General features: G+C 71.6%; 27 protein-coding genes. 18 read left to right on the plus strand and 9 right to left on the minus strand.

From position 1 onward, the window contains the following. Positions 1-4: 4 nt before the first annotated feature. From mreC to TAE01_RS12700, 4 genes are read left to right on the plus strand one after another with little or no spacing between them, the layout of a single operon-like run. Positions 5-838, plus strand: a complete 834-nt coding sequence (gene mreC / locus TAE01_RS12685; protein WP_147066988.1) for a rod shape-determining protein MreC — start codon at positions 5-7, stop codon at positions 836-838. After that, positions 835-1,335 carry a rod shape-determining protein MreD gene (locus TAE01_RS12690; RefSeq protein WP_246111321.1) on the plus strand — a complete coding sequence of 167 codons (501 nt, stop codon included), beginning with the start codon at positions 835-837 and terminating at the stop codon, positions 1,333-1,335. The genes mreC and TAE01_RS12690 overlap by 4 nt, the downstream gene beginning before the upstream one ends. Continuing rightward, complete coding sequence (locus TAE01_RS12695; protein WP_147066990.1) at positions 1,332-3,338, plus strand: peptidoglycan D,D-transpeptidase FtsI family protein; 2,007 nt, start codon at positions 1,332-1,334, stop codon at positions 3,336-3,338. The genes TAE01_RS12690 and TAE01_RS12695 overlap by 4 nt, the downstream gene beginning before the upstream one ends. Positions 3,339-3,392: 54 nt before the next feature. Next, a complete protein-coding gene (locus TAE01_RS12700; protein ID WP_147066992.1) occupies positions 3,393-4,529 on the plus strand; it encodes an FUSC family protein in 1,137 nt (378 codons plus the stop codon). Between the two features lie 134 nt (positions 4,530-4,663). On the opposite strand, the gene mctP is transcribed toward TAE01_RS12700, so the two are convergent. Further along, positions 4,664-6,349 carry a monocarboxylate uptake permease MctP gene (gene mctP / locus TAE01_RS12705; protein WP_147066993.1) on the minus strand — a complete coding sequence of 562 codons (1,686 nt, stop codon included), beginning with the start codon at positions 6,347-6,349 and terminating at the stop codon, positions 4,664-4,666. Beyond that, positions 6,346-6,663, minus strand: coding sequence for a DUF3311 domain-containing protein (locus TAE01_RS20705; RefSeq protein WP_222594124.1), 318 nt, complete (start codon positions 6,661-6,663; stop codon positions 6,346-6,348). The genes mctP and TAE01_RS20705 overlap by 4 nt, the downstream gene beginning before the upstream one ends. Before the next feature lie 175 nt (positions 6,664-6,838). Between TAE01_RS20705 and lpdA the strand changes: the two genes are divergently transcribed. After that, a complete protein-coding gene (gene lpdA, locus TAE01_RS12715) occupies positions 6,839-8,236 on the plus strand; it encodes a dihydrolipoyl dehydrogenase (protein WP_147066997.1) in 1,398 nt (465 codons plus the stop codon). A 151-nt stretch (positions 8,237-8,387) separates the two neighbouring features. On the opposite strand, the gene TAE01_RS20545 is transcribed toward lpdA, so the two are convergent. Beyond that, a complete protein-coding gene (locus TAE01_RS20545) occupies positions 8,388-8,546 on the minus strand; it encodes a DUF6131 family protein (protein ID WP_186815187.1) in 159 nt (52 codons plus the stop codon). A 273-nt stretch (positions 8,547-8,819) separates the two neighbouring features. On the opposite strand from TAE01_RS20545, the gene rpsO reads away from it, so the two are divergent. After that, positions 8,820-9,089: a 30S ribosomal protein S15 gene (gene rpsO / locus TAE01_RS12720; RefSeq protein WP_147066999.1), complete on the plus strand. Its 270-nt coding sequence runs from the start codon at positions 8,820-8,822 to the stop codon at positions 9,087-9,089. A 168-nt stretch (positions 9,090-9,257) separates the two neighbouring features. After that, on the plus strand, positions 9,258-11,516 hold the full coding sequence (locus TAE01_RS12725; protein WP_147067002.1) for a polyribonucleotide nucleotidyltransferase: 2,259 nt from the start codon (positions 9,258-9,260) through the stop codon (positions 11,514-11,516). A 165-nt stretch (positions 11,517-11,681) separates the two neighbouring features. Here TAE01_RS12725 and TAE01_RS12730 read toward each other — a convergent pair whose 3' ends face one another. Further along, on the minus strand, positions 11,682-12,737 hold the full coding sequence (locus tag TAE01_RS12730; protein ID WP_186815188.1) for a cytochrome c oxidase assembly protein: 1,056 nt from the start codon (positions 12,735-12,737) through the stop codon (positions 11,682-11,684). Positions 12,738-12,878: 141 nt separating this feature from the next. On the opposite strand from TAE01_RS12730, the gene dapB reads away from it, so the two are divergent. Beyond that, the gene (gene dapB / locus TAE01_RS12735) at positions 12,879-13,667 is read left to right on the plus strand and encodes a 4-hydroxy-tetrahydrodipicolinate reductase (RefSeq protein ID WP_147067005.1); all 789 of its coding nucleotides are present in this window, start codon (positions 12,879-12,881) and stop codon (positions 13,665-13,667) included. Positions 13,668-13,704: 37 nt separating this feature from the next. After that, complete coding sequence (gene trhO, locus TAE01_RS12740; RefSeq protein WP_147067010.1) at positions 13,705-14,568, plus strand: oxygen-dependent tRNA uridine(34) hydroxylase TrhO; 864 nt, start codon at positions 13,705-13,707, stop codon at positions 14,566-14,568. Positions 14,569-14,574: 6 nt separating this feature from the next. Here the strand turns inward: trhO and TAE01_RS12745 are convergent, their stop codons facing one another. The 4 genes from TAE01_RS12745 to TAE01_RS12760 are packed head-to-tail and all read right to left on the minus strand — an operon-like array spanning position 14,575 to position 16,565. After that, a complete protein-coding gene (locus tag TAE01_RS12745) occupies positions 14,575-14,931 on the minus strand; it encodes an MmcQ/YjbR family DNA-binding protein (RefSeq protein WP_147067013.1) in 357 nt (118 codons plus the stop codon). 4 nt (positions 14,932-14,935) lie between these two features. After that, positions 14,936-15,250 carry an AzlD domain-containing protein gene (locus tag TAE01_RS12750; RefSeq protein WP_147067015.1) on the minus strand — a complete coding sequence of 105 codons (315 nt, stop codon included), beginning with the start codon at positions 15,248-15,250 and terminating at the stop codon, positions 14,936-14,938. Next, the gene (locus TAE01_RS12755) at positions 15,247-15,945 is read right to left on the minus strand and encodes an AzlC family ABC transporter permease (RefSeq protein ID WP_147067017.1); all 699 of its coding nucleotides are present in this window, start codon (positions 15,943-15,945) and stop codon (positions 15,247-15,249) included. Before TAE01_RS12755 ends, TAE01_RS12750 begins: the two co-directional genes overlap by 4 nt. Next, positions 15,942-16,565 (minus strand): GNAT family N-acetyltransferase, encoded by a 624-nt coding sequence (locus TAE01_RS12760; protein ID WP_147067018.1) that lies wholly within the window; start codon positions 16,563-16,565, stop codon positions 15,942-15,944. The genes TAE01_RS12755 and TAE01_RS12760 overlap by 4 nt, the downstream gene beginning before the upstream one ends. Before the next feature lie 101 nt (positions 16,566-16,666). Here TAE01_RS12760 and paaA point away from each other — a divergent pair, with 101 nt between their 5' ends. The 5 genes from paaA to paaE are packed head-to-tail and all read left to right on the plus strand — an operon-like array spanning position 16,667 to position 20,657. Then, positions 16,667-17,725: a 1,2-phenylacetyl-CoA epoxidase subunit PaaA gene (gene paaA, locus TAE01_RS12765; protein ID WP_147067020.1), complete on the plus strand. Its 1,059-nt coding sequence runs from the start codon at positions 16,667-16,669 to the stop codon at positions 17,723-17,725. Then, positions 17,722-18,072: a 1,2-phenylacetyl-CoA epoxidase subunit PaaB gene (paaB, locus tag TAE01_RS12770; RefSeq protein WP_147067022.1), complete on the plus strand. Its 351-nt coding sequence runs from the start codon at positions 17,722-17,724 to the stop codon at positions 18,070-18,072. The genes paaA and paaB overlap by 4 nt, the downstream gene beginning before the upstream one ends. After that, positions 18,069-18,920, plus strand: coding sequence for a 1,2-phenylacetyl-CoA epoxidase subunit PaaC (paaC, locus tag TAE01_RS12775; RefSeq protein ID WP_147067024.1), 852 nt, complete (start codon positions 18,069-18,071; stop codon positions 18,918-18,920). The genes paaB and paaC overlap by 4 nt, the downstream gene beginning before the upstream one ends. Before the next feature lie 11 nt (positions 18,921-18,931). Beyond that, entirely contained in the window at positions 18,932-19,426 is a 495-nt protein-coding gene (gene paaD, locus TAE01_RS12780; RefSeq protein WP_371860835.1) for a 1,2-phenylacetyl-CoA epoxidase subunit PaaD, read from the plus strand. Position 19,427: 1 nt separating this feature from the next. Then, positions 19,428-20,657 carry a 1,2-phenylacetyl-CoA epoxidase subunit PaaE gene (paaE, locus tag TAE01_RS12785; RefSeq protein WP_246111322.1) on the plus strand — a complete coding sequence of 410 codons (1,230 nt, stop codon included), beginning with the start codon at positions 19,428-19,430 and terminating at the stop codon, positions 20,655-20,657. A gap of 68 nt (positions 20,658-20,725) precedes the next feature. Here the strand turns inward: paaE and TAE01_RS12790 are convergent, their stop codons facing one another. Next, positions 20,726-21,700 carry a type IV toxin-antitoxin system AbiEi family antitoxin domain-containing protein gene (locus TAE01_RS12790; RefSeq protein ID WP_186815189.1) on the minus strand — a complete coding sequence of 325 codons (975 nt, stop codon included), beginning with the start codon at positions 21,698-21,700 and terminating at the stop codon, positions 20,726-20,728. 174 nt (positions 21,701-21,874) lie between these two features. Here TAE01_RS12790 and TAE01_RS12795 point away from each other — a divergent pair, with 174 nt between their 5' ends. The 4 genes from TAE01_RS12795 to TAE01_RS12810 all read left to right on the plus strand — a co-directional run bounded on the left by TAE01_RS12795 (position 21,875) and on the right by TAE01_RS12810 (position 26,036). After that, positions 21,875-22,690 carry a thymidylate synthase gene (locus TAE01_RS12795; protein WP_147067030.1) on the plus strand — a complete coding sequence of 272 codons (816 nt, stop codon included), beginning with the start codon at positions 21,875-21,877 and terminating at the stop codon, positions 22,688-22,690. 27 nt (positions 22,691-22,717) lie between these two features. Further along, a complete protein-coding gene (locus TAE01_RS12800) occupies positions 22,718-23,197 on the plus strand; it encodes a dihydrofolate reductase (protein ID WP_147067032.1) in 480 nt (159 codons plus the stop codon). A gap of 203 nt (positions 23,198-23,400) precedes the next feature. Continuing rightward, a complete protein-coding gene (dapA, locus tag TAE01_RS12805; protein WP_147067034.1) occupies positions 23,401-24,285 on the plus strand; it encodes a 4-hydroxy-tetrahydrodipicolinate synthase in 885 nt (294 codons plus the stop codon). 65 nt (positions 24,286-24,350) lie between these two features. After that, complete coding sequence (locus TAE01_RS12810; RefSeq protein ID WP_147067036.1) at positions 24,351-26,036, plus strand: ribonuclease J; 1,686 nt, start codon at positions 24,351-24,353, stop codon at positions 26,034-26,036. Position 26,037 lies beyond the last annotated feature (1 nt).

Genomic DNA, 26,037 nt, shown 5'->3' on the forward strand with positions numbered 1-26,037 from the left:
CCGTATGCAGCCCTCCGCCCCCCGCCGTCTCCTCGTCGTCCTCGCGTCGCTGACCCTCGCGATCCTCCTCGCCGACCTGGCGGGCTGGGCGGGAGCGGACCGGGTCCGTGACGTGGGCGGACTCGTGCTGGGTCCGGTTCAGCGTGCCCTGTCGGGGGCGCCGCACGACGAGCTGGCGCGGGTCGAGGCCGAGAACGTCAGGCTGCGCACCCTCACGGCGGACCAGCAGCACCGCCTCGACGAGCTCGGCCGGGTCGAGGAGCTGCTCGGGTCCGCGTCCACGGTGGGTCGCAGGGTCATCCCGGCACGCGTCGTCGCCACCGACCTCAGCCCGCTCGGTGGCCGCAGCGTCACGATCGACGTCGGGTCGCGCGACGGCATCCGGACGGACTCGACCGTCGTGGCCGCCGACGGCCTCGTCGGTCGGGTCGTGGCCGTGTCGCCGTGGACGAGCGACGTCCAGGTCCTCGGCAGCGCGGACTCCGTGGTCGCTGTGCGCGTCGGGCCGGCCGGCGCCCTCGGCACCGTCTCGGCGCCGGCGCCCGGAGACTCGGAGTCGCGGCCCCGCGGCTCCCTCCGGCTCGAGCTCGTCGTCCCCTCCGCGCCCGTCGTCGGCGACCTCGTGCGCACCCTTGGCAGCATCGACGACACCCCGTATGCCGCGGGCCTCGTCGTGGGGACCGTGACCGCCGTCGACCCGGACCGCGGGCAGCAGACCCGCAGCGCCACGGTGCGCCCGGCGATCGACCCGGACGCCATCGACGTCGTCGCCGTCCTCGTGCCGACCGCACGCACGGCGCCACGGCAGGCCACGCCTGCGCGGGGGAGCGGTCGATGAGGCCGACGCTGCTCGGGGTGCTGCGGACGGCATACGTCGTCGTCGCGGCGCTGCTCGTGGCGACCCTGCTCCCGCGACTGGGCGTGCCACCCCCGTGGGTGCCCGACCTCGTGCTCGTCGGCGTCGTCGCGACCGCGGTCCTCCGCGGCCCGGTGCACGGCGCACTCGTCGGGCTGCTCGCCGGCTGGGTCGTCGAGCTCGTGCCGCCGGCCGGCAACCCGATCGGGCTGACCGCGCTCGTGACGATGGTCGCCGGCCTCGTCGCGGGGCTCTTCCGTCGCACCTCCTCCAGGTCCCGGCTCCGGGCCCCGGCGGCCCTGCTGGCGGCGTCCGCCGTCGTCCTCGCCGGCCACCTCGGCTCGGCCGTAGTCGCCGACGGCAGCGTCGAGGTCGTCGACGGACTCTCGCGCCTGCTCGTGACGGTGGCCGTCGGGGGTCTGCTGCTCCCGGCCTTCCTGGCGCTCGACCGCGCCCTCGTGCGCCGGAGGCTCGGGTGAGGCCGCGCCCACGTCGCCGGAGGGTCGGTGTCGCCGGCGTCGTCCTCGTCCTGCTCGTGACGCTCTTCGGGCTGCTGCTCGGCCGGCTCGGCCAGCTCCAGCTCGTCCAGGGGCCGGAGCTCGCCCGCGCGGCCGTCACGCTCAACACCCGGACGGTCACCGAGCAGGCGCTGCGTGGCCGCATCCTCGACCGCACGGGTGCGCCCTTCGTCGACAACACCTTCGAGACCGTCGTCACCGTGCAGCGCTCGGTGCTCGTCGACGCGGCGGACGGCGGCCGCGACCTCGTCACGCGGGTCGCTGCGGCGCTCGGGCTGCCCTTCGAGCGGCTGTGGGGCAAGACGATGCTGTGCGGCACGGTGGATGCCCCCGCGGCCCCGGCGTGCTTCAACGGCTCGCCCTACGTACCGATCCCGGTCGCCACGGGTGTCGACGCGCGCCGGGCCCTGACCCTGCTCGAGCAGCCGGAGAAGTTCCCCGGGGTTGGGGTCGCCGCCCAGCCCGTGCGCTCCTACCCCCACCCCGACGGTGCCCTCGCTCCGCACCTGCTCGGCTGGGTGGCGCGAGCCGACGCCGCGGAGGTCACCGGGAGCGGGGGCCGCATCGGCGCCGAGGACGTCGTGGGCCGCTCGGGCCTCGAGGCGCAGTACGACGCCGTGCTCCGTGGCACCAACGGCGCGACCGTGGTCTCCATCGACCCGCGCGGGATCGTCACGGGCACGGTCGGGTCCACCGCCCCGGTACCGGGCCGCGACGTCGTGACCCACCTCGACGCCCGCCTGCAGGCACGCACCGAGGCCGCGCTCGCCCGCGCCGTCGGCTCGGCCCGTGCGCAGAAGCTGCGCGCCGACACCGGCGCCGCCGTCGTCGTCGACGTGACGAACGGTGCCGTCGTCGCGGCCGCGAGCTACCCCTCCTACGACCCGTCCGTCTTCGCCGGCGGCATCAGCAGCGCCGACCTCGCGCGCCTCGACGACGAGCGGGCCGGCACCCCGCTGCGCTCGCGGCTCACGGCCGAGACCTTCCCGCCGGCGTCGACCTTCAAGGTCGTCTCGGTGCCGGCGGCGGTCAACGCGGGGGCCGACCTCAAGGGGACCTACGACTGCTCGCCGAACCTCTCGGTCGGCGGCCGCGTCTTCGACAACTACGAGTCCCGGGGCTACGGACCGATCGACCTCCACAAGACCCTCGTCATCTCGTGCGACACCGTCTTCTACCGCCTCGCGTATGCCGCCTGGCTCGCCCAGGGCGGTCTGGCCGCGCCCGTGACGACCCCCGACCCCTTCGTGTCGATGGCCAAGGCTTTCGGGCTCGGGCAGCGCACCGGGGTCGACCTGCCGGGTGAGGCCGCCGGGCGCGTCCCGGACCGCGCGTGGAAGCAGCAGTACTGGCTCGCGACCAAGGACGAGACGTGCCGGCGGGCGTCCTCCGGCTACCCCGAGGTCGCGCGCACCGACCCGGCCCGGGCCGCCTACCTCAAGGAGCTGGCGGTCGAGAACTGCTCCACCGGCTACCAGTACCGCGCGGGCGACGCCGTCAACTTCTCGATCGGCCAGGGCGACACGGCCGTGACGATCCTGCAGATGGCCGGGGTCTACGCCGCGATCGCCAACGGCGGCACCCTGTGGCAGCCGCAGGTGGCCGCCGCGTACCGGTCCCCGGCGGGCACGACGACGATCCCGCCCCACCGCCTCGCCACGGTGCCCCTGCGAGCCGACGTCGCGGCATACGTCCGGTCGGCACTCGGCGACGTGACGCGTCCCGGCGGGTCGGCAGGCACCGCCTTCAAGGGCTTCCCGCAGGACCGCTACCCGGTCGCCGGCAAGACCGGCACCGGTGAGGTGTTCGGCAAGCAGGCGACGGCGTGGTTCGCCGGCTTCGGCCCCACGACGAAGCCGAAGTATGCCGTCGTGGTCGTCGTCGGGCAGGGCGGCTCCGGTTCGAAGGTGGCAGCCCCTGCCGTTCGCCAGATCTTCGATGCGATCCTTGCCCTGGGCCTCTAGCCCGCACGCACGCCCGCCGGCACCTGCGGCGAGGCCCGACCGAGAGGCGCCCTCGTGGACGACTACCTGAGGAGCGACGCCCCGGTCGTCGAGGCGCTCGACCGCGCATGGGACCGGAGCCGGCTCAGCCTGCGCACGCGCCTCGACCGGCTGCGCTCGCGGATCTTCCTCCTCGTCCAGTGCGCCGTCTCCGCGGGAGTCGCCTGGTGGCTCGCGACCGACGTCTTCGACCACCGGTCACCGTTCTTCGCGCCGGTCGTCGCCGTGGTCTGCCTCGGGATGTCCTACGGCCAGCGGCTGCGCCGGGTCTTCGAGGTCGCGGTCGGCGTCGCCGTCGGGGTGTTCACCGCCGACGTCTTCGTCCACGTCGCCGGCAGCGGCCCGTGGCAGATCTCCGCGGTCGTGCTCGTCTCCATGGGGATCGCGACGCTCCTCGACGGCAGCGCGGTCATCGTCACGCAGTCGGCCGTGCAGGGGATCGTCATCGCCGCGCTCGTCGCGAGCCCGGGGCAGGCCTTCGGGCGCTGGACCGACGCCCTCATCGGCGGGGCGATCGCCCTCGTCGCAGCGACCGTCGTCCCGCAGGCTCCGCTGCGCCGGCCCCGGGTCGCCGCCGCCGAGGCGGTGCGCAAGATCGGGGAGCTGCTGCGCCGGGCCGCTGCCAGCGCGCGCGACGACGACGTGGAGGGCGCGGCAGAGGTGCTCGCGTCGGCCCGTGGCACCGAGTCGCTCCTGCGGGACCTCCGGTCCGCCGCCGACGAGGGCCTCTCGGTCATCACGTCGTCGCCCTTCAAGCGGCACCACCGCGCCGGCGTGCGCAAGATGGTCGACCTCGTCGAGCCGCTCGACCGGGCCATGCGCAGCACGCGCGTGCTCGTGCGCCGGGTCACCGTCGCGGTCGGACGCGGCGAGGCGCTGCCGCCCGGCTACGAGGCGCTCCTGCTCGAGCTGGCCGAGGCCACCGACATCATCGGACGTGCGCTGTCCGAGAACGCGTCGCCCGAGATCGGGAGACCGGCGCTCCTCGCGGTCGCCACGGCGACGGGCTCGGTGCCGCGCACGTCGAGCCTGGCGACCGAGACGGTGCTGGCGCAGGTCCGCTCGACGATCGTCGACCTGCTCCAGGTCACGGGGCTCGACGTCGACCAGGCCATCGCGGCCCTCCCTCCGGAGAGCCCTCGCGGCCCCTGACGGGTCGTCTGGGGCCGGGGCGCCCCCGGTGTCGTCGGGATCCGTACGTCCGCGGGGCCTCTCGACGGGGGAGCGGACGTGCGCAGGGCCGGGTCCTCGTGGACCCGGCCCTGCGTCCTACCTGCGTCGACGGGTCAGGCGGACGGCGTCGACTCGTGCGGTCCGACGGCGAGCTTCTCCACCCGGGGGTCACCCGCGTCGGCGAAGTAGTCGGCCGGGATCGTCTCGTCCTTGCCCTCCGGAGCCTTGGCGGCCCGCAGGACGAGGGTGAGCACCGCTGCGAGGATGACGTTGATCGCGAAGGCTGTCACGGCGATGTAGCCGAGCTGGCCGATGACCGGGATGCTGGCCACCGAGCCGGCGAACGGGGACCCGTTCGACTTGTTCGTCACGTTGTAGGCGGCGACGGTGCCGTAGACCATGCCGACGGCCCAGCCCGCGAGCAGCGCCCACCGGTGGAACCAGCGCGTGTAGAGGTAGAACACCAGCGCGGGGAACGTCTGCAGGATCCAGATGCCGCCGAGGAGCTGGAAGTTGATCGCGTTGCTCTTGTCGAGGGTCAGCACGAAGATCAGTGCGAAGCCCTTGACGACGAGCGAGGTGACCTTGCTGACCTTGGCCTCCTGCGCCGTCGTCGCGTCGGGCTTGATCCACGCCTTGTAGATGTTGCGCGTGAAGGTGTTGGCCGCGGCGATCGACATGATCGCCGCCGGCACGAGCGCGCCGATCGCGATGGCCGCGAAGGCGACTCCCGCGAACCACGCCGGGAACATGTCCTCGAAGAGCTGCGGGATGACGAGCTGCCCGTTGACCTTGCCGTCGAGGCCGACCGGCTTGGTGCCGGCGGCGATCGCGACCCACCCGAGGAGCGCCAGCAGGCCGAGGAGGAAGGAGTATGCCGGCAGGATCGAGGCGTTCTTGCGGATCGTGTTGCGGCTCTTGGCCGACAGCGTGGCCGTGACCGAGTGCGGGTACATGAACAGCGCCATCGCCGAACCGAGCGCCAGCGTCGCGTAGGCCCAGTAGGCGCCGGCACCGGGGATGAAGACGTTGGGCTTGCCGGTGGCCGCGTTGGTCGTCGTCTTCATCTTGTGCTCGGCCGCGTCGAAGACGTGGCCCCACCCGCCCACCTTCGAGGGGAGGTAGATGACCGCGACGATGATGACGATGTAGATGAGGATGTCCTTGACGAACGCGATGATCGCCGGCGCGCGCAGACCCGAGGTGTAGGTGTAGAGCGCCAGGACGAGGAAGGCGATGAAGAGGGGCAGGTCCTTGGCGACCCAGTTGCCGCCGCCACCGACGCCCGCGACCTCGAGGACGGCCTGGATGCCGACGAGCTGGAGGGCGATGTAGGGCATCGTCGCGAGGAACCCGGTGACGGCCACGGCGAGGGACAGGCCACGCGAGCCGGACCGGCCGTGGACGAAGTCGGCGGGGGTGACGTAGCCGTGACGGTGCGAGACCGACCACAGGCGCGACATGAAGATGAAGATGATGGGGTAGAGGATGATCGTGTAGGGCACGGCGAAGAACCCGTTGACGGCGCCGAAGGCCCACATCGCGGCCGGCACGGCGACGAACGTGTAGGCCGTGTAGAGGTCGCCGCCGAGCAGGAACCACGTGATCCACGTGCCGAACGACCGGCCGCCGAGCCCCCACTCCTCGAGGCTCTCCATGCTCGCGGGCCGACGCCAGCGCGCCGCCCAGAAGCCGGCCGCCGCGACGACGACGAAGAAGAAGATGAGCACGGCGAGCGCGACGCCGTTGACGCCGCCGGTGTCGGCGGCCGGGGCGATGGCGAGGCTGCGGGCGGTCATCGGGTGCCGTCCTCTCGGGGAGCTCGACCGGACGGGTCGTCGTCGAGGTAGGAGTCGCCCTCGGGGTTCATCGGCACGTGCGGGCGCGCCCTGAGCACGATGCGGTAGGCCGAGTAGGTCAGCACCGAGCAGAGGATGACCCAGAGGAACTGGTACCAGATGAAGAACGGGAAGCCCCCGAGGCGGGGCTCGTCCTTGGCGTAGGTGCCGACGAGGAGCAGGGCGACGATGGGGATGGCGAGGAGCACGCCGGCGAGGACCAGCAGGCCCTTGTTCGCCGGGGGCGCCTCGTGGCGGTGCGGAGTGGTGCTCACTCGGGTGACCTCCGTTGGTCGGGCCGGATTGTTCGGCCGTGCGTCGCGGAAACTTACTCTCGCGGCACGCCGCCATGTGGCCTGCGACACCGGCAATTGCCCGGTTCTGTGCAGATCGTGACGTGGTGCCGGGACGCCGTCCCGAGGCGCTCGCGTGCACGGATAGGGTGGACACATGGCTGATTTCGATGTCGTTGTGCTCGGTGCCGGTCCTGGTGGCTACGTCGCGGCGATCCGCGCGTCGCAGCTCGGCAAGAAGGTCGCCGTCGTGGAGAAGCAGTACTGGGGCGGCGTCTGCCTCAACGTCGGCTGCATCCCGAGCAAGGCCCTGCTCAAGAACGCCGAGCTCGCGCACACCCTGACCCACGAGAAGGCGAAGTACGGCATCGAGGGTGACGCCACGATGAGCTTCGGCCCGACGCACGCCCGCAGCCGCAAGGTGTCCGAGGGCATCGTCAAGGGCGTCCACTTCCTCATGAAGAAGAACAAGATCGAGGAGATCGACGGCTGGGGCACGCTGACCTCGCCGACCTCGATGGACGTCGCCCTCAACTCCGGCGAGCAGCGCTCGATCACCTTTGACAACCTCATCCTCGCGACCGGCTCGGTCACCCGCATGATCCCCGGCGTCGAGGTCAGCAAGAACGTCGTCACCTACGAGGAGCAGATCCTCGACCCCGAGCTGCCCGGCTCGATCATCATCGCCGGCTCGGGCGCCATCGGCGTCGAGTTCGCCTACGTCATGAAGAACTTCGGCGTCGACGTGACCATCGTCGAGTTCCTCGACCGCATGGTTCCGACCGAGGACGCCGACGTGTCCAAGGAGCTGCTCAAGCACTACAAGAAGCTGGGCGTCAAGGTCATGCTCGGCACCAAGGTCGAGTCCGTCCAGGACACCGGCTCCGGCGTCAAGGTCACGGTCAGCCCCGCGGCCGGCGGCGACCAGCAGGTCCTTGAGGCGGACCGTCTGCTCTCGGCGATCGGCTTCGCCCCGCGCACCCAGGGCTTCGGTCTCGAGGCCACCGGCGTCGAGCTGACCGAGCGCGGCGCCATCGCCATCGACGCGTACGGCCGCACCAACGTGCCGGGCGTCTACGCGATCGGCGACGTGACGGCCAAGCTCATGCTCGCCCACGTCGCCGAGGCCATGGGCATCGTCGCCGCCGAGACGATCGCCGGCGTCGAGACGATGGCCATCGACTTCGCCTTCATCCCGCGAGCCACCTACTGCCAGCCGCAGATCGGCTCGATGGGCCTGTCGGAGGCGCAGGCCAAGGAGGCCGGGCACGACGTCAAGACGGCGACGTTCCCGTTCTCGGCCAACGGCAAGGCCATGGGCCTCGGCGAGCCGGTCGGCTTCGTCAAGGTCATCGCCGACGCGGAGCACAACGAGATCCTCGGCGCAGCGATGATCGGCCCCGACGTCACCGAGCTGCTCCCGGTCCTCAACCTCGCGCAGACGTGGGACCTCACGGCCGACGAGGTCTCGCGCACCGTCTTCGCGCACCCGACCCTCGGCGAGGCCGTCAAGGAGGCCGTCCACGGCATCGCGGGGCACATGATCAACTTCTGAGCACCGCGCACCACCCCCACGACGTATGCCGTCCGCTCGACTCGAGCGGACGGCATACGGCATGAACGGGTGACGGCCCGGCCGGGAACGGCAAGACGCCCCCGCGGAGTCCGCGGGGGCGTCTGGCTGTGTGGTCGGTGGCCGAGACCGATCAGTACCAGTGCTTACGGCCGCCGATGGCGCGACCCGTCGCGCCGAGCACGAAGAGCACGATGCCGATGACCAGGATGATGGCGCCGATGGTCACAAGGATGCTGAGGGACTTCACGAGAAGTCCGATGATCAGCAAGATGAGTCCGAGAACGATCATGGTGTCGCTTAGCTCCTTCAAGATGGATTCCCCGAGCAGTCAGGTCGTACCCAGCGGGCCGAGGTCCCCAAACGTCCTGTCGGTCACGAAACGGTCACGCGCCGCCGGACCCGGCCCGGTCTACGGTCCGCGCTGCACGCCCGGGCCGATTAGGACGGCCGGAGGGCCGCTGTTACGCTTGGAGACGCCGTAGATCGGCCGCGGATCGATAGCGCCCAGGTGGACATGCCCTGGAGCACCGCGCAACGAGAATGAGAAGGAGTCGGTGCATCCATGCCTTTGGAAGCTGACGTGAAGAAGCAGATCATGACCGAGTACGCCACGGTCGAGGGCGACACCGGCTCTCCCGAGGTCCAGATCGCGATGCTGACGCAGCGCATCAAGGACCTGACCGAGCACGCTCGGGCCCACAAGCACGACCACCACAGCCGTCGTGGTCTCCTCCTGCTGGTCGGCCGCCGCAAGCGCATGCTGCGCTACCTCGAGGCGACCGACATCGAGCGCTACCGTTCGCTGATCAAGCGACTCGGCCTGCGTCGATGAGTTCGTGACGAAAGGCGGTCACCGCGTCCTGCGGGGACCGCCTTTCGTCGTAGGTGCAGGCAGCCGACGCCCGTCGTAGCCGCACCAGGGCCAGCCGGCCCGAAGAAGAAACCACGCACACAACGACGATGTGCGCGGGCACTTGAGAAAAAGAAAGCGAGGGCCCACATGGAGGGTCCAGACATCACCTTCGCCGAGGCCGTCATCGACAACGGCAGCTTCGGCACCCGCACGGTCCGGTTCGAGACCGGCCGCCTCGCCCGACAGGCCGGCGGCGCCGTCACGGCCTACCTCGACGACGACACGATGCTCCTGTCGACGACGTCCGCGGGCAAGTCCCCCAAGGACCAGTTCGACTTCTTCCCGCTGACGGTCGACGTCGAAGAGCGCATGTACGCGATCGGCAAGATCCCCGGCAGCTTCTTCCGCCGCGAGGGCCGCCCGTCCACCGAGGCGATCCTCACCTGCCGCCTCATCGACCGCCCGCTGCGCCCGACCTTCAAGAAGGGTCTGCGCAACGAGGTCCAGGTCATCATCTCGGTGTTCTCGCTGAACCCCGACCACCAGTACGACGTGCTCGCCATCAACGCGGCCAGCGCCTCGACGCAGATCTCCGGCCTCCCGTTCTCGGGCCCCATCGGTGGCGTGCGCGTCTCGCTCATCGACGGCCAGTGGGTCGCCTTCCCGAACTTCTCCGACATCGAGCGCTCGGTCTTCGACATGGTCGTCGCCGGTCGCGTCGTCAAGCACGCCGACGGCAGCGACGACGTCGCGATCATGATGGTCGAGGCCGAGTCCACCGAGTCGACGTGGGACCTCGTCAAGAACGAGGGCAAGCAGGCGCCGACCGAGGAGGTCGTCTCCGAGGGCCTCGAGGCCTCCAAGAAGTTCATCAAGCAGCTCTGCGAGGCCCAGGCCCAGCTCGCTGCCGAGGCCGCCAAGCCGGTCCAGGACTTCCCGATCTTCCTCGACTACGAGGACGACGTCTACGCCGCCGTCGAGTCCGCCGTCGAGGCCGACACGACCGCTGCCCTCACGATCGCGGGCAAGCAGGAGCGCGAGGAGCGCCTCGACGAGATCAAGGCCGCCGCCAAGGCGCAGCTCGCCGAGCAGTTCGAGGGGCGTGACAAGGAGGTCTCGGCCGCCTTCCGCTCCGTGCAGAAGAAGCTCATCCGCCAGCGCATCCTGCGCGACAAGGTCCGCATCGACGGCCGTGGCCTCGCCGACATCCGCGCCCTGGGCGCCGAGGTCGAGGTCCTGCCGCGCGTGCACGGTTCGGCGATCTTCGAGCGTGGCGAGACCCAGATCATGGGCGTCACGACGCTCAACATGCTCAAGATGGAGCAGCAGCTCGACACGCTGAGCCCCGTCACGCGCAAGCGGTACATGCACAACTACAACTTCCCGCCCTACAGCACCGGTGAGACCGGCCGCGTCGGTTCGCCGAAGCGCCGCGAGATCGGTCACGGCGCCCTGGCCGAGCGTGCGCTCATGCCCGTCCTGCCGACGCGCGAGGAGTTCCCGTACGCGATCCGTCAGGTGTCCGAGGCGCTCGGCTCCAACGGTTCGACGTCGATGGGCTCGGTCTGCGCCTCGACCCTGTCGCTGCTCAACGCCGGTGTGCCGCTGCGCGCCCCGGTCGCCGGCATCGCGATGGGCCTCGTGTCCGACACCGTCGACGGCGAGACGCAGTACGCCGCGCTCACCGACATCCTCGGTGCCGAGGACGCCTTCGGCGACATGGACTTCAAGGTCGCCGGCACCAAGGAGTTCGTCACGGCCATCCAGCTCGACACGAAGCTCGACGGCATCCCCGCCTCGGTCCTCGCCGGCGCGCTGACCCAGGCCCGCGACGCACGTCTGCACATCCTCGACGTCATGGCCGAGTCCATCGACGTGCCCGACGAGATGAGCCCCTACGCGCCGCGGATCATCACGGTGAAGGTCCCCGTCGACAAGATCGGTGAGGTCATCGGCCCGAAGGGCAAGATGATCAACCAGATCCAGGACGACACGGGCGCCGACATCTCCATCGAGGACGACGGCACCGTGTTCATCGGTGCGGTCGACGGCCCCTCGGCCGAGGCGGCTCGCGCGGCGATCAACGCCATCGCGAACCCGACGATGCCCGAGGTCGGCGAGCGCTTCCTCGGCACCGTCGTCAAGACGACGACCTTCGGTGCGTTCGTCTCGCTGCTGCCCGGCAAGGACGGCCTGCTGCACATCTCCGAGGTGCGCAAGCTCGTCGGCGGCAAGCGGATCGACAGCGTCGACGACGTCGTCAAGATCGGCCAGAAGATCCAGGTGGAGCTCAAGGAGATCGACCCGCGCGGCAAGCTCAGCCTCGCAGCGGTCCTCGCCGAGGGCGACAACGGTGACTCGGCCGCCGAGGCCGACGCTCCGGCCACGGAGTCCGCTGACGCCTGACCGGTCCCGGATCCACACGGACGGCCCGCCACCCCACCGGGGTGGCGGGCCGTTCGCCGTCCCCGACCTCGAGTCCGGGGGATCGCGGTTGCGCGGGCGTCGTCCTCCGACAGGCGCGCCCGGCCCGGGAGGCAGGGGAGGAACGGCGGTGGCGACAGCCGTGGGTCAGTCGCGGCGACCGAAGCGGCCGGAGAGCCGCGGGTCGGTCTCCCACCACAGACCCGATGCGGCGGGCGCCTCGCTGCCCTGCTCGCCGTCCGCAGCGTCCACCTGGGCCCCGTCGACCTGAGCCGCCGGCCCGGACCGCGACCCAGACTGCACGACCCCGACCGGCGCGCCAGGGCGCGAGGTGGCGGGTCGGTTGGTGACGTCGCGCTGCTCGGCCTCGAGCTGCTCGTCGATGGCGCGCGCGTCCCGCTCGTCGCTGCGCACCCACTCCATGAAGACGGCACCGATGACCGGGAGCCCCACGGACTCCGCGACCGCGAGCAGCGCCCCGCCGCCGAGCTTCTGGTCGAGCGCCGGGTCGATTCCGCTGACGGGGCTGGAGAAGCCGGGGAAGTGCGGTGCCAGCAGCGTCGAGGAGGTCATGACGAGGATGCCGGGGATCGCGTCGAGCAGCCCGTCGACGAAGGCGAGGAAGGCGCGGACCGGAGGCGTGGCCCAGCGCGGCAGCAGCTCCTCGACGAGCAGCGGCAGCACGAAGAGCAGGCCCGAGCCGAGCAGCACGACGTAGAGCAGGGCGGCCACGGCCTCGGACTGCACCGACCGCTCGAACCAGGGGGTGTAGAAGACCGCCAGCAGCGTGCCCACCGCGAGCAGGGTGCTGACGGCCGGGAACATCAGGGCCCGTGCGAGCCGGCTGTCGAGGAGCCGCAGCAGCCAGTGCCCGGACCCGGAGGAGGTGGCCTTCAGCAGGCGCACGGGGTCGCCGAGCGCCAGCCCGACCGGGGTGAGCGACGCCAGCACCCCGACCTGCAGCGCACCGATCCAGAAGACCTGCGTGCGGTAGACCGCGAGGGGTCCGCACACGGCATACGCCAGCGTCCCCACCCCGAGACCGAGGTAGAGGGCGGGCCGCCACCACGACCAGGGCACCCCGCCGCGGCGCGCACGCCGCAGCCACACCGCATAGGGCACCACCGCGAGGGCCACGAGGGCCAGCCCGACCGGTGCCGGGGTCCACGCGGTGAGCAGGGACGTCGGGGTGAACACGGGCACGACCGGCATCGTCGCGCCCGGTCCTGAGTGTCCGGTGGGAACGGGGCGCCGCGGGGAGCGTGGCCGTCGCCGGCTCACCGTCGCGGGTCCGTATGCCGTGGGCGGCCGCCCACGCCCGAGCGCGCTCGTTAGGGTGGCCGGGTGAGCGACACGACAGGCAGGCAGTCCCGCGACACCAAGGTCGCCGTCATCGGGGCCAGCGGCCGGATGGGGTCCGAGGCGGTGCGTGCCGTCGAGACGGCCTCGGGGCTGTCCCTCGTCGGGGCCTACGGGTCCGGCGACGACCTGGGCGACCTCGGGGGTGCCGAGGTCGCCGTCGAGCTGACCGTGCCCGGCGCCTCGCCCGCCAACGTCGCCCACTGCGTGGAGCGCGGCGTCCACGTCGTCGTCGGCACCACCGGCTGGGACGACGAGCGGCTCGAGACGCTCCGTGGGCAGCTGACGCAGGCCCCGCCGGCGGCCTCCGGGACCGGGGTCGGCGTGCTCATCGCGCCGAACTTCGCCATCGGGGCGCTGCTCATGATGTCGTTCGCCGCCAAGGCCGCCCCCTTCTTCGAGTCCGTCGAGGTCATCGAGCTGCACCACCCGGCCAAGGTCGACGCGCCGTCCGGCACGGCCGCGCGCACCGCGGCGATGATCGGGCGGGCCCGCTCCGAGGCCGGGTGCGCTCCCGTGCCCGACGCGACGACGCACGACCCCGACGGCGCCCGCGGCGCCCGGGTGGACGGCATCCCCGTGCACTCCGTGCGGCTGCGGGGACTGACCGCCCACCAGGAGGTGCTGCTCGGCAACGCGGGCGAGATGCTCACGCTGCGTCACGACTCCTTCGACCGGGACAGCTTCATGCCCGGTGTCATCGCAGCGGTGCGCGCGGTCGCCGACCACCCCGGCCTGACCGTCGGGCTCGAGCACTACCTCGGTCTGGCCTGACCGGCGCCGCCGAACGATCCTGCTGAACGAGCCTGCCGTGGCCATCCCCAAGGTCGTCCTCTTCTACGCGTTCCGGCCGCTCGCCGACCCCGACGCGCTCCGACTGTGGCAGCGTGACCTCTGCGAGGGCCTCGGGCTGCGCGGTCGGATCCTGCTGTCCCCGCACGGGATCAACGCGACGGTCGGCGGCGACGTGACCGTGCTCAAGACCTACGTGCGCAAGACCCGCGAGTACGCCCCCTTCCACGACATCGACGTGAAGTGGAGTGACGGGACCGGGCTCGACGGCGCCGGGCGCAGCCTCGACTTCCCGCGTCTCGTGGTCAAGGTCCGCGACGAGATCGTCTCGTTCGGGGTGCCCGACGAGATCGTCGTCGACGAGAGCGGTGTCGTCGGCGGCGGCACCCGGCTGCGTCCCGACGAGCTCGACGCCCTCGTGGCCGAGCGCGGGGACGACGTCGTGCTCTTCGACGGACGCAACGCCGTCGAGGCGCAGGTGGGGCACTTCCGCGGCGCGGTCGTGCCCGACATCGGGCACACGAGCGACTTCGTGCGCGAGCTCGACGCCGGCCGGTGGGACGCGCTCAAGGGCCGCCCCGTCGTCACCTACTGCACGGGCGGCATCCGGTGCGAGGTGCTGACCAGCATCATGCGCTCGCGCGGCTTCGAGGAGGTCTACCAGCTGGACGGGGGCATCGTGCGCTACGGCGAGGAGCGCGGTGACCGCGGCCTGTGGGAGGGCCACCTCTACGTCTTCGACGAACGGATGGCCGTGCCCTTCACCGACGAGGCCGTGCACCTGGCCGCGTGCCACGTGTGCGGCACGCCGACGAGTCGCCTGCACAACCGCGAGGACCTGCCCGGGCGTCCGCTCCAGCCGGTCTGCGACGCCCACGCCTGATCTGCCTCAGGGGCCTGGCTGCTCCTCGGGAGCACGCATGCGCCAGGCGTCCGTCACGAGCTCCTCGAGCCGAGTGGTGTCGACGCTCTCGAGCCGCAGCATGACGAGCGGGGCGCCGTCATAGCCCGGCGTCGTGAAGAAGAGGTCGGGCTCACCGAGGAGCAGCGCCTGCTTCTCGGCCTCGTCGCCGACGTAGAGCACGGCGACGTCGGTCCGGATGACGCGTCTCTGCCCCGGCACCCGCTCGGGCCAGGACCAGATGAAGCCCTTGTCGCCGACCCGGAAGTCGAAGCCCTGGCTCGGGTTCTCCTCCACCCCGGGCAGCGCGAGGGCCAGTCGGCGCACGTCGTCGGCGTCGGCCACCGGATCAGGCCCAGCCCAGCGCGCGCAGGACGGCCGCCGTGGCGGCGCCCAGCACGACGACGACGATGAACGGCGCGCGGAGCAGGAGCGCGACGACGGCGACGGCGACGGCGGCTGCCCGGGCGTCGAGCACGAACGAGCCGCCGGGACCCGTGAAGGCCTGCGTCGCGACGAGGGCTGCGAGCAGTGCGATGGGCAGGGCGGCCGTGATCCGGCGGACGCGCGGGGCGTCGAGCAGGTGAGCGGGCACGAGGTGTCCGGCGAGCTTGAGGCCGAAGGCGATCGCGGCTGCGACGAGGATGGCGGTCCACAGGCTCACGGCTGCTCCCGCCGGGGAGTGTGCCACGCGAGCAGCGATGCCGCGGCGGCCGTCACGACGGGTATGCCGGGTGGCAACGTCGGTGACAGCACGATGGCCACGACGGCGCCCACGACCGCGATGGCGACCGCGTCCCGGTTGCGCAGTCGCGGCCAGAGCAGGGCGGTGAACGCGGCGCAGGCGGCCGCGTCGAGACCATAGGTGCGCGGGTCGCCGATGAGGTTGCCGATGAGGGCCCCGGCGAGCGTCGTGAGGTTCCACAGCACGAAGACGGTCAGGCCGGTGACCCAGAAACCCAGCCGGGAGGTGCGCTCGTCGTCCTGGGCCACGGCCACGGCGGTCGACTCGTCGATGGTCAGGTGGGCTGCCGCGACCCGGACGGGCCCGCGCGCGCCGAGCAGGTGGGTCAGCTCGAGGGCGTAGAGCCCGTTGCGGATGCCGAGCATCGACGAGGCCGCGATCGCTGCAGGCGCGGCGTGGAGGCCGTTCGCGATGATGCCGACGAAGGCGAACTGCGAACCGCCGGTGAACATCAGCAGCGACAGCGCCATCGCCTGCCACGTGTCGAGCCCGGCCGCGACGGCCAGCGCACCGAAGCTGATGCCGTAGGCGCCGGTGGCGACTCCCACCGACAGGGCCTGGCGCACGACGGCGCGGCGGGCCCCCGAGGCGGCGGCAGCTCCCGCCGGGCTCACGCCTGCTCCGCGCCCTCGCTGTCGACGACGGCCGCCGACAGGCGGATCTCACCGGTGGTGTTGCCGTCCTGGGACACGACCCGCTCGCGGTGCGCGCCGTCGGCGAGCATGCCGGCGGCGGTGAGGAAGCCCCTGGTGGCCTCGTCGGCTGCGAGCACCCAGGCTGCGAGCTCGGACCGGCCGCGACCGCGCGTCGTGTCGACCACGGCGTGCAGCAGGCGTGACCCGTGGCCCTGGCGGCGGGCGTCCGGGTGCACCCCGAGCACGAGCAGCTCGGCCGTGCCGGCGTGCGCGTCGGCGTCGTCCGAGGCCCCGACGGCGGCGAACCCGACGACCTGCTCACCGGCGCAGGCCACGAGCAGCACGCCGTCGCCGGACTGGTCGCCCTCGAGCGTCGCGCGCCAGGCGTTCGCGAACGCCCGCGGCTCGAAGGTGGCGAGGACCTCGGGAGCGAGCACCGCGGCATACGCCTCCCGGAAGACGACGGCCTGCACGAAGCCGACCGCGGGGGCGTCGGAGGCCCGCGCGACCCGCACCGACGCGTCGGCGACCGGCCCGCGCTCGTGCCCGTGGTCGTGCCCGTGGTCGTGCCCGTGTGCGTTCTCGTCCTCGTGTGCCACCACGGCATCCTCTCAGGCCGGAGCTCGCCCCCGGACACTCGCCGACGCCCCCGAGCACCCCGGCTTTGGACGCCCCCGGCCGCATCTCGCATACTGGACTCATGTATGGCAACGACGTCATCGACCCGAACGAACCGCTGAACGCGGCCGAGACCGACGCGTACGACGCGGCGACGGCGCACGAGGACCAGCGGGACGCCGTCGGGGATGACTTCGAGGCCCTCATCGCCGCCGACCAGCGCATCGAGCCGCGCGACGCGATGCCGGACACCTACCGCGAGACGCTGATCCGCCAGATCGCCCAGCACGCGCACTCCGAGATCATCGGCATGCAGCCCGAGGGCAACTGGATCACGCGGGCGCCCTCGCTGCGCCGCAAGGCCATCCTCATCGCGAAGGTCCAGGACGAGGCCGGCCACGGGCTCTACCTCTACTCCGCGGCCGAGACGCTCGGCATCGACCGGCAGGAGCTGCTCGACCGGCTCCACGACGGCAAGCAGAAGTACTCCTCGATCTTCAACTACCCGACGCTGACGTGGGCCGACTGCGGAGCCATCGGCTGGCTCGTCGACGGTGCGGCCATCATGAACCAGGTGCCGCTCTGCCGGTGCTCCTACGGCCCGTACGCCCGGGCCATGATCCGCGTGTGCAAGGAGGAGTCCTTCCACCAGCGGCAGGGGTTCGAGATCCTCTGGAACCTCATGCGCGGCACCGAGTCCCAGAGGGCCATGGCCCAGGACGCCGCCGACCGCTGGTGGTGGCCGGCGCTCGCGATGTTCGGACCGCCCGACACGGGCGAGGCCGCCAAGGGTGGCCACACCGCGCAGTCGATGGCGTGGGGCATCAAGCGGTTCAGCAACGACGACCTCCGCCAGAAGTTCGTCGACATGATGGTGCCGCAGGCCGAGAAGCTCGGCATCGTGCTGCCCGACCCCGACCTGCGCTGGAACCCCGAGCGCGGCCACTACGACTTCGGCGAGGTCGACTGGGACGAGTTCTGGCGGGTGCTGCGCGGCGACGGCGCCTGCAACGCCGAGCGCATCGCCCACCGACGCCGGGCCCACGAGGAGGGCGCGTGGGTGCGCGAGGCCGCCAACGCGTACGCCGCCAAGCAGGCCACCCGCGAGCAGCAGCAGCAGCAGAAGGAGAGTGCCGCGTGAGCGGAGCCACCACCGCGTCCACGAGTGCCGGGGCGCCGTCCGAGCCTGCCCCGGCCGCACCGGGGGAGCGGAGCTGGCCGCTCTGGGAGGTCTTCGTCCGGGGCAAGCGCGGCCTGTCGCACGTGCACGTCGGCTCGCTCCACGCGCCCGACGCCGAGCTGGCGCTGCGCAACGCCCGCGACGTCTACACCCGTCGTCAGGAGGGTGTCTCGATCTGGGTCGTCAAGGCCGACGACGTCACGGCGAGCAGCCCGTCCGAGAAGGACTCCTTCTTCGACCCGGCCGGCGACAAGATCTACCGGCACCCGACGTTCTACGACGTGCCCGAGGATGTCGAGTACCTGTGAGCGACCACGTGACCTCAGCGGCCCCCTCGGCCTCGGAGTCCGCCGAGCGCGAGTCGCTGCCCGGCGCCGCCGAGAACACCGGCGCCGCCCCGGGCGCCAAGCCGTACGCCACCTACCTCCTCGGCCTCGCCGACGACGCGATGGTCTACGCCCAGCGCCTCGGTGAGTGGATGACGAACGCCCCCCAGATCGAGGAGGACATGGCGCTCGGCAACATCGCCCTCGACCTGCTCGGTCAGGCGCGCGGCCTCTACCCCTACATCGGCTCGATCGACGGCACCGGCCGCGGCGAGGACGACTACGCCATGCTGCGCGACGAGCGGCGGTGGCACAACGTCCACCTCGTCGAGCAGGAGCGGGGCGACTTCGCCGACGAGATGGCCCGGCTCCTGTGGTTCTCGGCCTACCAGGTCGAGCTGCACACGGCCCTGACCGCATCCGCCGACGATGTCGTCGCCGGCGTCGCGGGCAAGGCGCTCAAGGAGGTGCGCTACCACCTCGACCACGCGTCACTCTGGGTCGTGCGACTCGGGGACGGCACCGAGGAGTCCCACCGGCGCATGCAGGCAGCCCTCGAACACGTGCTGCCGCACCTGGCCGAGCTCTTCGACCACGACGAGGCCTCGGTGCTCGCGGCCGACCTCGAGGTCGGGGTGCTGCCCTCGACCCTGCACGACGCGGTCGTGGCCCGGGTCGCACGCGTCGTCGAGCAGGCGACGCTGACCCTTCCCGACGGCTCCCGGTGGCGCTCGCGAGGAGGTCGTGCGGGCATCCACTCGCGGCCCATGGGCTCGCTCCTGGCCGAGATGCAGCACATCGCGCGGTCCCATCCCGGCGCGACGTGGTGACTGTGGTGGCCGTGGGTTCAGCTCTCGCAGAGGCGATCTCGCGCATCCCCGACCCCGAGGTCCCCGTCATCAGCATCGCCGACCTCGGCATCCTGCGGGACGTCGACGTCGACGAGCAGGCGCACACCGTCGCGGTGACGATCACCCCGACCTACAGCGGGTGCCCTGCCATGGAGGCCATCGCGTCGCGCATCGTCTTCGAGGCAGGCCGCCAGGGGTATGCCGCCGACGTGCGCACACAGCTGTCGCCGGCGTGGACCACGGACTGGATGAGCGACGCTGGACGAGAAGCCCTGCGGCGCTTCGGGATCGCGCCCCCGGGGGCCGTGCCGACGGGGGAGGGGAAGGGCCCGGTGGCCGTGACGCTCAGCCGCCACGTCGTCACCTGTCCGCTCTGCGGCTCCACCGACACCACCGAGATCGCCCATTTCGGCTCGACCGCGTGCAAGGCCCTGCGTCGCTGCAACGCGTGCCTCGAGCCCTTCGACGAGTTCAAGGCCATCTGACATGACCGACGTCACCACCCCCGGCGCAGTGCCCGCTCCGGCCTCCGTCCCTGCGACCGGATCAGCCGAGACCGGGTCGTCCGGGACCGGGTCGTCCGGGACCGGGTCGTCCGGGACCGGGTCGGCCGGGACCGGCGGTGCCCGACACCGTGCGCGCTTCCATCCGCTCACCGTCTCGTCGGTCGAGCGCCTGACCGAGGACGCCGTCGCCGTGACCTTCACCGTGCCGGATGAGCTCGTCGACGAGTTCGCCTTCGAGCCGGGCCAGCACCTGACGCTCCGGGCCACCATCCGCGGCGAGGACGTGCGCCAGTCCTACTCGATCTGCCAGTCGCGCCGGGCCGACCCCGCGGGGCGCCGGCTCCGCGTTGCAGCCGCCCGCGTGCCGGAGGGGCGGATGTCGAACTGGCTCAACGACGGCGTGTCCCCGGGGGACGTCGTCGAGGTCATGACCCCCCAGGGGTCGTTCACGTGCGCGACCCGGCCCGACGGCATACGCCATCACGTCGCGATCGCCGCGGGATCGGGCATCACGCCCGTCCTCTCGCTCCTGACGACGGCGCTCGAGGAGGAGCCGGGCTCGCGCGCGACGCTGCTCTTCGGCAACCGCCGCACGAGCTCGATCATGTTCCTCGAGGAGCTCGAGGACCTCAAGAACCGCTTCCCGGGGCGTTTCCACCTCGTCAACGTGCTCTCGCGCGAGGCCCAGGACGTCGAGCTGTTCCACGGCCGGCTCGACTCCGAGCGGCTCGCGGCGATCTTCGGCTCGCTGCTGCCGGTCGGGTCGGTCGACGAGTGGTACCTCTGCGGGCCGTTCGCCATGGTGACCGGTGCCGAGGCGCTGCTCACGGGCCGCGGCGTCGATGCCCGGCACATCCACCACGAGATCTTCCACGTCGACGACGGGACCGAGCCCAGGCGCAAGGTCGTCGTCGACGCCGGCGCACCGCCCGAGGCCACCGTCACCGTCAACCTCGACGGGCGCACGACGGTCATCCCCATGCCGAGTCGCGAGGAGACGATCCTCGACGCGACCCTGCGCGCCCGGCCCGACGCGCCCTACTCGTGCACCGGGGGAGTCTGCGGCACCTGCCGGGCCAGGCTCGTGTCGGGTGAGGTGCGGATGGACCGCAACTACGCGCTCGAGCCCGAGGAGGTCGCGGCCGGCATCGTGCTCGCGTGCCAGAGCCACCCGGTGACCGACGCCGTCAGCCTCGACTACGACGCCTGACCCTCGGGACCACCTCGCTGTGTGCATTAGGCGTCGTTCAGGCACCGCTGACTGCACACGGCACCGGGTCAGGCCGCAGCTGACAGCGTCGAGGAGCACCGCCGTCTGCGGCACGGCTTCACCGACCCTCGCCAACCGCGCACGCGCAGGAGGTCGCCGACCTCCGCTGCCAGCGCGCAAGGAGTGACGGCCACGTCTGTCCAGAACACCCGCACGGTGACCCGCCCCAGCCGCGCCGAGCCTCGATCGCGTATGCCGTCGCGGACCCGCGCGGCCCATCCGTCGTGCCCGAGCCTCCCGTCCACCTCGAGCACGACCTGCTCCGCCTCGTAGAGGTTGTCGCAGCGACGGCCCGAGCCGATGTGGTGCTGCCGGAGGGCGAGCGGCAGACCGTGGGCGCGCTCGACGTCGCGGATGTAGCGCACCTCGGCGGCGCTCTCGGCGCCGGCGCCCACGTCGGTGAGGCACTCGCGGAGCAGGGCGCGGTGCGTCTGGTCCGGTCGAGCCGCGAGGGCCTCCGCGAGACGGCCCTCGTCCGTGAGGCGCCGTTGGCACGCGCGAGCGGCGAGGGCCAGCACCCGATCGAGCGGTGAGCGCATGCCGAGGTCGAGAACGGTGTGCTCGACTGTGGTCCGGTGCGGCCACGCCCAGTCGTCGAGACGTTCGTCGAAGCGCCTCGACCGCGTGACCTGTATGCCGTCGCGGATGCTGGCCCGCCGACCGGCCGGGACGATGACGTGGACCGACTCAGGCTCGCGCCGTTCCAGCCCCCAGGCCAGGGCAGCGCTCGGTCCGGCGAGGGCAGCGGGGCGCCCGACGAAGAGCAAGGCCGCCACGGCCCGGACCTCCCAGTCGTCCCGGCCCGGGGTCGTGAGGTAGACCCCCGGATGCACGGCGACCCATCGACCGGACGCGACGGCCCACCGGATGGCCTCGTCGCCGATGCCTGCCGCCAGGGCCTGCCCGCGGCTGATGAGCCCCGCCTGACCGGACACCCTGGCTCGGAGACGCGGTGACTCCTCCAGAACGCGGTCGGCCAGCACGTGACCATGCTGCCGACCAGCTGCGCTGTACCGCTCCCACCGTGCACAGGTGGGAGTCTCGCGGGGCTGGTGTGTGCATGAATCGGGGTCCTGACCCCGAGCGGTGCACACAGCGCGGTGCGTCGGCGGCGGCATGTGGTCGTGGGGTCGGGGGGCAGGGTTAGGCTGCGGAGCGTGCGTCAGTACCTCGACCTCCTCGACCACGTCCTGACCCACGGTCAGGAGAAGTCCGACCGGACCGGCACCGGGACGCTCAGCGTGTTCGGCCACCAAATGCGCTTCGACCTCGCCGACGGCTTCCCGGCCCTGACGACGAAGAAGCTGCACCTGCGCTCGATCATCGGCGAGCTGCTGTGGTTCCTGCGCGGTGACACCAACGTGCGCTGGCTCCAGGAGCGCGGCATCAGCATCTGGGACGAGTGGGCCGACCCCGCCACGGGCGACCTCGGTCCCATCTACGGCTACCAGTGGCGGTCCTGGCCCACCCCCGACGGCCGGCGCGTCGACCAGATCGCCAAGGTCATCGAGCAGATCCGCACCAACCCCGACAGCCGCCGGCTCATCGTCTCGGCGTGGAACGTCGCCGACGTCGACGACATGGCGCTGCCGCCCTGCCACACGATGTTCCAGTTCTACGTCTCGCCCCCCGGAGCCGACGGCCGGCGGCGCCTGTCGTGCCAGCTCTACCAGCGCAGCGCCGACATCTTCCTCGGCGTGCCGTTCAACATCGCCAGCTACGCCCTGCTCACGCAGATGGTGGCGCAGCTGACCGACCTCGAGCCGGGGGAGTTCGTGCACACGCTCGGCGACGCCCACCTCTACCTCAACCACCTCGACCAGGCCCGTCTCCAGCTGACCCGCACGCCGCACCCGCTCCCGACGATGCGGATCAACCCCGACAAGAAGGCGATCGACGACTTCGACCTCGAGGACTTCGAGCTGGTCGACTACGTCGCCGACCCCGGCATCAAGGCCCCCATCGCCGTCTGAGGCCGGACGTCTGGGAGCCTTGGCGCCATGACCACCGTGCTGCCGAACGTCACCCTGATCGCTGCCGTCGGGCGCAACGGGATCATCGGCGACGGCCTGACGATGCCGTGGCACATCTCCGAGGACCTGAAGTTCTTCAAGCGCACCACGATGGGTCACCCGATGGTCATGGGCCGCCGGACCTTCGACTCCATGGGCGCGCTGCCCGGCCGTCGCAGCGTCGTCGTGACCCGGCAGGCCGACTGGAGTGCGCCCGGGGTCGAGGTCGCGCACTCCCTGCCCGACGCGCTCGCGCTCGTCGCGGACGACGAGCAGGTCTTCGTCGTCGGCGGGGGAGAGATCTACCGCCAGGCGATGGCGTATGCCGCCCGCCTCCTCGTCACCGAGGTCGATCAGTCCCCGGAAGGCTCCGTCACCTTCCCCCCGATCGATGCCGCGGACTGGGCCGAGACGGCGCGAGAGGAGCGCTCCGGCTTCGCCTGGGTCACCTACGAGCGACGCGGCTGACGCGGCATACGTTCTCTTCGGGAAAGAAGGTCGGATCGGGCTGTGACGCCTCGCCGACCCGACCGATGTAGGGGGTGGCGAGGCACTACTCGGACCCCCGAGCGAGTAGTGCCTCGCCTCTCTCGTGCTCGTGGCGAGGTGGCGCGTGCGGCGGGCGTGGGCGTGGCGTCGGGCGGGCAGGTGTGAGCGCTAACCTTGGGCCCATGGCTGACGCACCCGCCCTCGGACGTGTTCTCTCGGCGATGGTCACCCCCATGAGGTCTGACGGTTCCATCGACCTCGACGCCGCTCAGCGCGTCGCGACCCACCTCGTCGACGCAGGCCACGACGGCCTCGTCGTCTCGGGGACCACCGGCGAGTCGCCGACGACCTCCTCCGAGGAGAAGGACGAGCTGCTCCGCGCCGTCATCGACGCCGTGGGGGAGCGGTGCGTCGTCATCGCCGGTGCCGGCAGCAACGACACCGCCAAGAGCGTCGAGTCGGTGCGCCTGGCCCAGAAGGCCGGTGCCCACGCCGTCCTGGCGGTGACGCCCTACTACAACAAGCCTCCGCAGGCCGGCCTCGTCGCGCACTTCCGGGCGATCGCCGACGCGAGCGACCTGCCCGTCATGGTCTACGACATCCCCGGCCGGTCCGGCATCGCCATCGCGCGCGAGACCTACCTCCGCATCGCCGAGCACGAGCGCATCACAGCCGTCAAGGACGCGCGTGGTGACCTCTGGTTCGCCGGCGAGATGATGGAGCAGACGGGGCTGGACTGGTACTCCGGCGACGACGCGATGAACCTCGCGCACTTCGTCAACGGCGCGGTCGGTTTCGTCGGCGTCACCTCTCAGGTGGCCCCGGTGGCCTACCGCGAGATGGCCGACGCCGTGGTCGAGGGCCGCTGGGACGACGCACGCGCCGTGCACCACCGGCTCGTCCCGCTCGTCAACGCCGTCATGAACGTCACGCAGGGCGCGATCATGGCCAAGGCCGGCCTCGCGCTCCAGGGCGTCATCGGGTCCCCGACCCTGCGCCTGCCGCTCGTCGAGGCCGACGACGCCGAGACGGCCCTGCTCCGCGAAGCACTCTCGGCGGTCGGATGACCGCCCCCTGACCAGTGACCGGAGCCCACGACGGCCCGGCAGCACCACCGAATGACAGGACACCTGTGAGCCATCCCCACCCCGAGCTGACCACGCCACCAGCCCTTCCCGACAACGGCCTGCGGGTCGTCGCGCTCGGCGGGCTCGGCGAGGTCGGGCGCAACATGGCCGTCCTCGAGACGAAGGGCAAGCTCCTCGTCATCGACTGCGGCGTGCTCTTCCCCGAGGACCACCACCCCGGCGTCGACCTCATCCTCCCGGACTTCAGCTACATCGCCGACCGGCTCGACGACATCGTCGCCATCGTGCTGACGCACGGCCACGAGGACCACATCGGCGCGGTGCCCTACCTGCTCAAGCTCAAGGGCGACATCCCGCTCATCGGCTCCACGCTGACCCTCGCCCTCATCGAGGCCAAGCTCAAGGAGCACCGCATCCGGCCGTACTCCATGGCCGTCAAGGAGGGCCAGCGCGAGAAGCTCGGCGTCTTCGACCTCGAGTTCGTCGCGGTCAACCACTCGATCCCCGACGCGCTCGCCGTCTTCGTGCGCACCGAGGCAGGCACGCTGCTGCACACCGGTGACTTCAAGATGGACCAGCTGCCGCTCGACGGTCGCCTCACCGACCTGCGCGCCTTCGCCCGGCTCGGCGAGGAGGGTGTCGACCTCTTCCTCACCGACTCGACGAACGCCGACGTCCCCGGCTTCACGACGCCCGAGCTCGAGATCGCGCCGGCCATCGACAAGGTCTTCCGGCACGCCGAGCGCCGGATCATCGTCGCCTGCTTCAGCAGCCACGTCCACCGGGTGCAACAGGTGCTCGACGCCGCCGAGAAGGCCGGGCGCAAGGTCGCCATGGTGGGCCGCTCGATGGTGCGCAACATGGGCATCGCCGCCGACCTCGGCTACCTCAGGGTGCCCGACGGCATCCTCGTCGACATCAAGAAGATCGACGGGCTGCGCGACGACGAGCTCGTCCTCATCTGCACCGGCTCCCAGGGCGAGCCGATGGCTGCGCTGTCGCGGATGGCCAACCGCGAGCACCGGATCGACGTCGGCCCCGGCGACACCGTGCTGCTCGCGAGCAGCCTCATCCCCGGCAACGAGAACGCCGTCTACCGCATCATCAACGGCCTCATGCGGCTCGGTGCCAACGTCGTGCACAAGGGCAACGCCAAGGTGCACGTCTCGGGGCACGCCAGCGCGGGCGAGCTGCTCTACTGCTACAACATCGTCAAGCCCGGCAACGTCCTGCCCGTCCACGGCGAGTGGCGCCACATGTACGCCAACGCCCAGCTCGCGATCCAGTCCGGCGTGCCGGAGGAGAACGTCGTGCTCGCCGAGGACGGCGTCGTCGTCGACCTCGTGGACGGCGTGGCCCGGGTCGTCGGGGTCGTCGAGTGCGGCTACGTCTACGTCGACGGCAGCAGCGTGGGCGGTGCCGACGAGGCGCTGCTCAAGGACCGCCGGATCCTGCGCGACGAGGGTTTCATCACCTGCGTCGTCGTCCTCGACGCAGCCACCGGCAAGATCGCGAGCGGGCCGGAGATCACGGCCCGCGGGTTCGTCGAGGACGACGAGATCTTCCAGCAGGTCATCCCCAAGGTCGAGCGCGCCATCGAGGAGGCCGTCGCCAAGGGCGTCCGCGACGACCAGCAGCTCCAGCAGGTCATCCGCCGGGCCGTCGGATCGTGGGTCGGCGGCAAGATCCGCCGCCGCCCCATGATCATCCCGGTCGTGCTGCAGGCCTGAG

Origin of the sequence: Terrabacter aerolatus, from assembly GCF_007991735.1 — a bacterium.
GTDB classification, from domain to species: Bacteria; Actinomycetota; Actinomycetes; order Actinomycetales; family Dermatophilaceae; genus Terrabacter; species Terrabacter aerolatus.

Excerpts from the sequence above, each read along its gene's own strand:
- mreC (WP_147066988.1), top strand. The coding sequence starts at position 5 with ATGCAGCCCTCCGCCCCCCGCCGTCTCCTCGTCGTCCTCGCGTCGCTG.
- TAE01_RS12690 (WP_246111321.1), top strand. The coding sequence starts at position 835 with ATGAGGCCGACGCTGCTCGGGGTGCTGCGGACGGCATACGTCGTCGTC.
- mctP (WP_147066993.1), bottom strand. The coding sequence starts at position 6,349 with ATGACCGCCCGCAGCCTCGCCATCGCCCCGGCCGCCGACACCGGCGGC.
- lpdA (WP_147066997.1), top strand. The coding sequence starts at position 6,839 with ATGGCTGATTTCGATGTCGTTGTGCTCGGTGCCGGTCCTGGTGGCTAC.
- TAE01_RS20545 (WP_186815187.1), bottom strand. The coding sequence starts at position 8,546 with ATGATCGTTCTCGGACTCATCTTGCTGATCATCGGACTTCTCGTGAAG.
- rpsO (WP_147066999.1), top strand. The coding sequence starts at position 8,820 with ATGCCTTTGGAAGCTGACGTGAAGAAGCAGATCATGACCGAGTACGCC.
- TAE01_RS12725 (WP_147067002.1), top strand. The coding sequence starts at position 9,258 with ATGGAGGGTCCAGACATCACCTTCGCCGAGGCCGTCATCGACAACGGC.
- paaA (WP_147067020.1), top strand. The coding sequence starts at position 16,667 with ATGTATGGCAACGACGTCATCGACCCGAACGAACCGCTGAACGCGGCC.
- paaE (WP_246111322.1), top strand. The coding sequence starts at position 19,428 with ATGACCGACGTCACCACCCCCGGCGCAGTGCCCGCTCCGGCCTCCGTC.
- TAE01_RS12800 (WP_147067032.1), top strand. The coding sequence starts at position 22,718 with ATGACCACCGTGCTGCCGAACGTCACCCTGATCGCTGCCGTCGGGCGC.
- dapA (WP_147067034.1), top strand. The coding sequence starts at position 23,401 with ATGGCTGACGCACCCGCCCTCGGACGTGTTCTCTCGGCGATGGTCACC.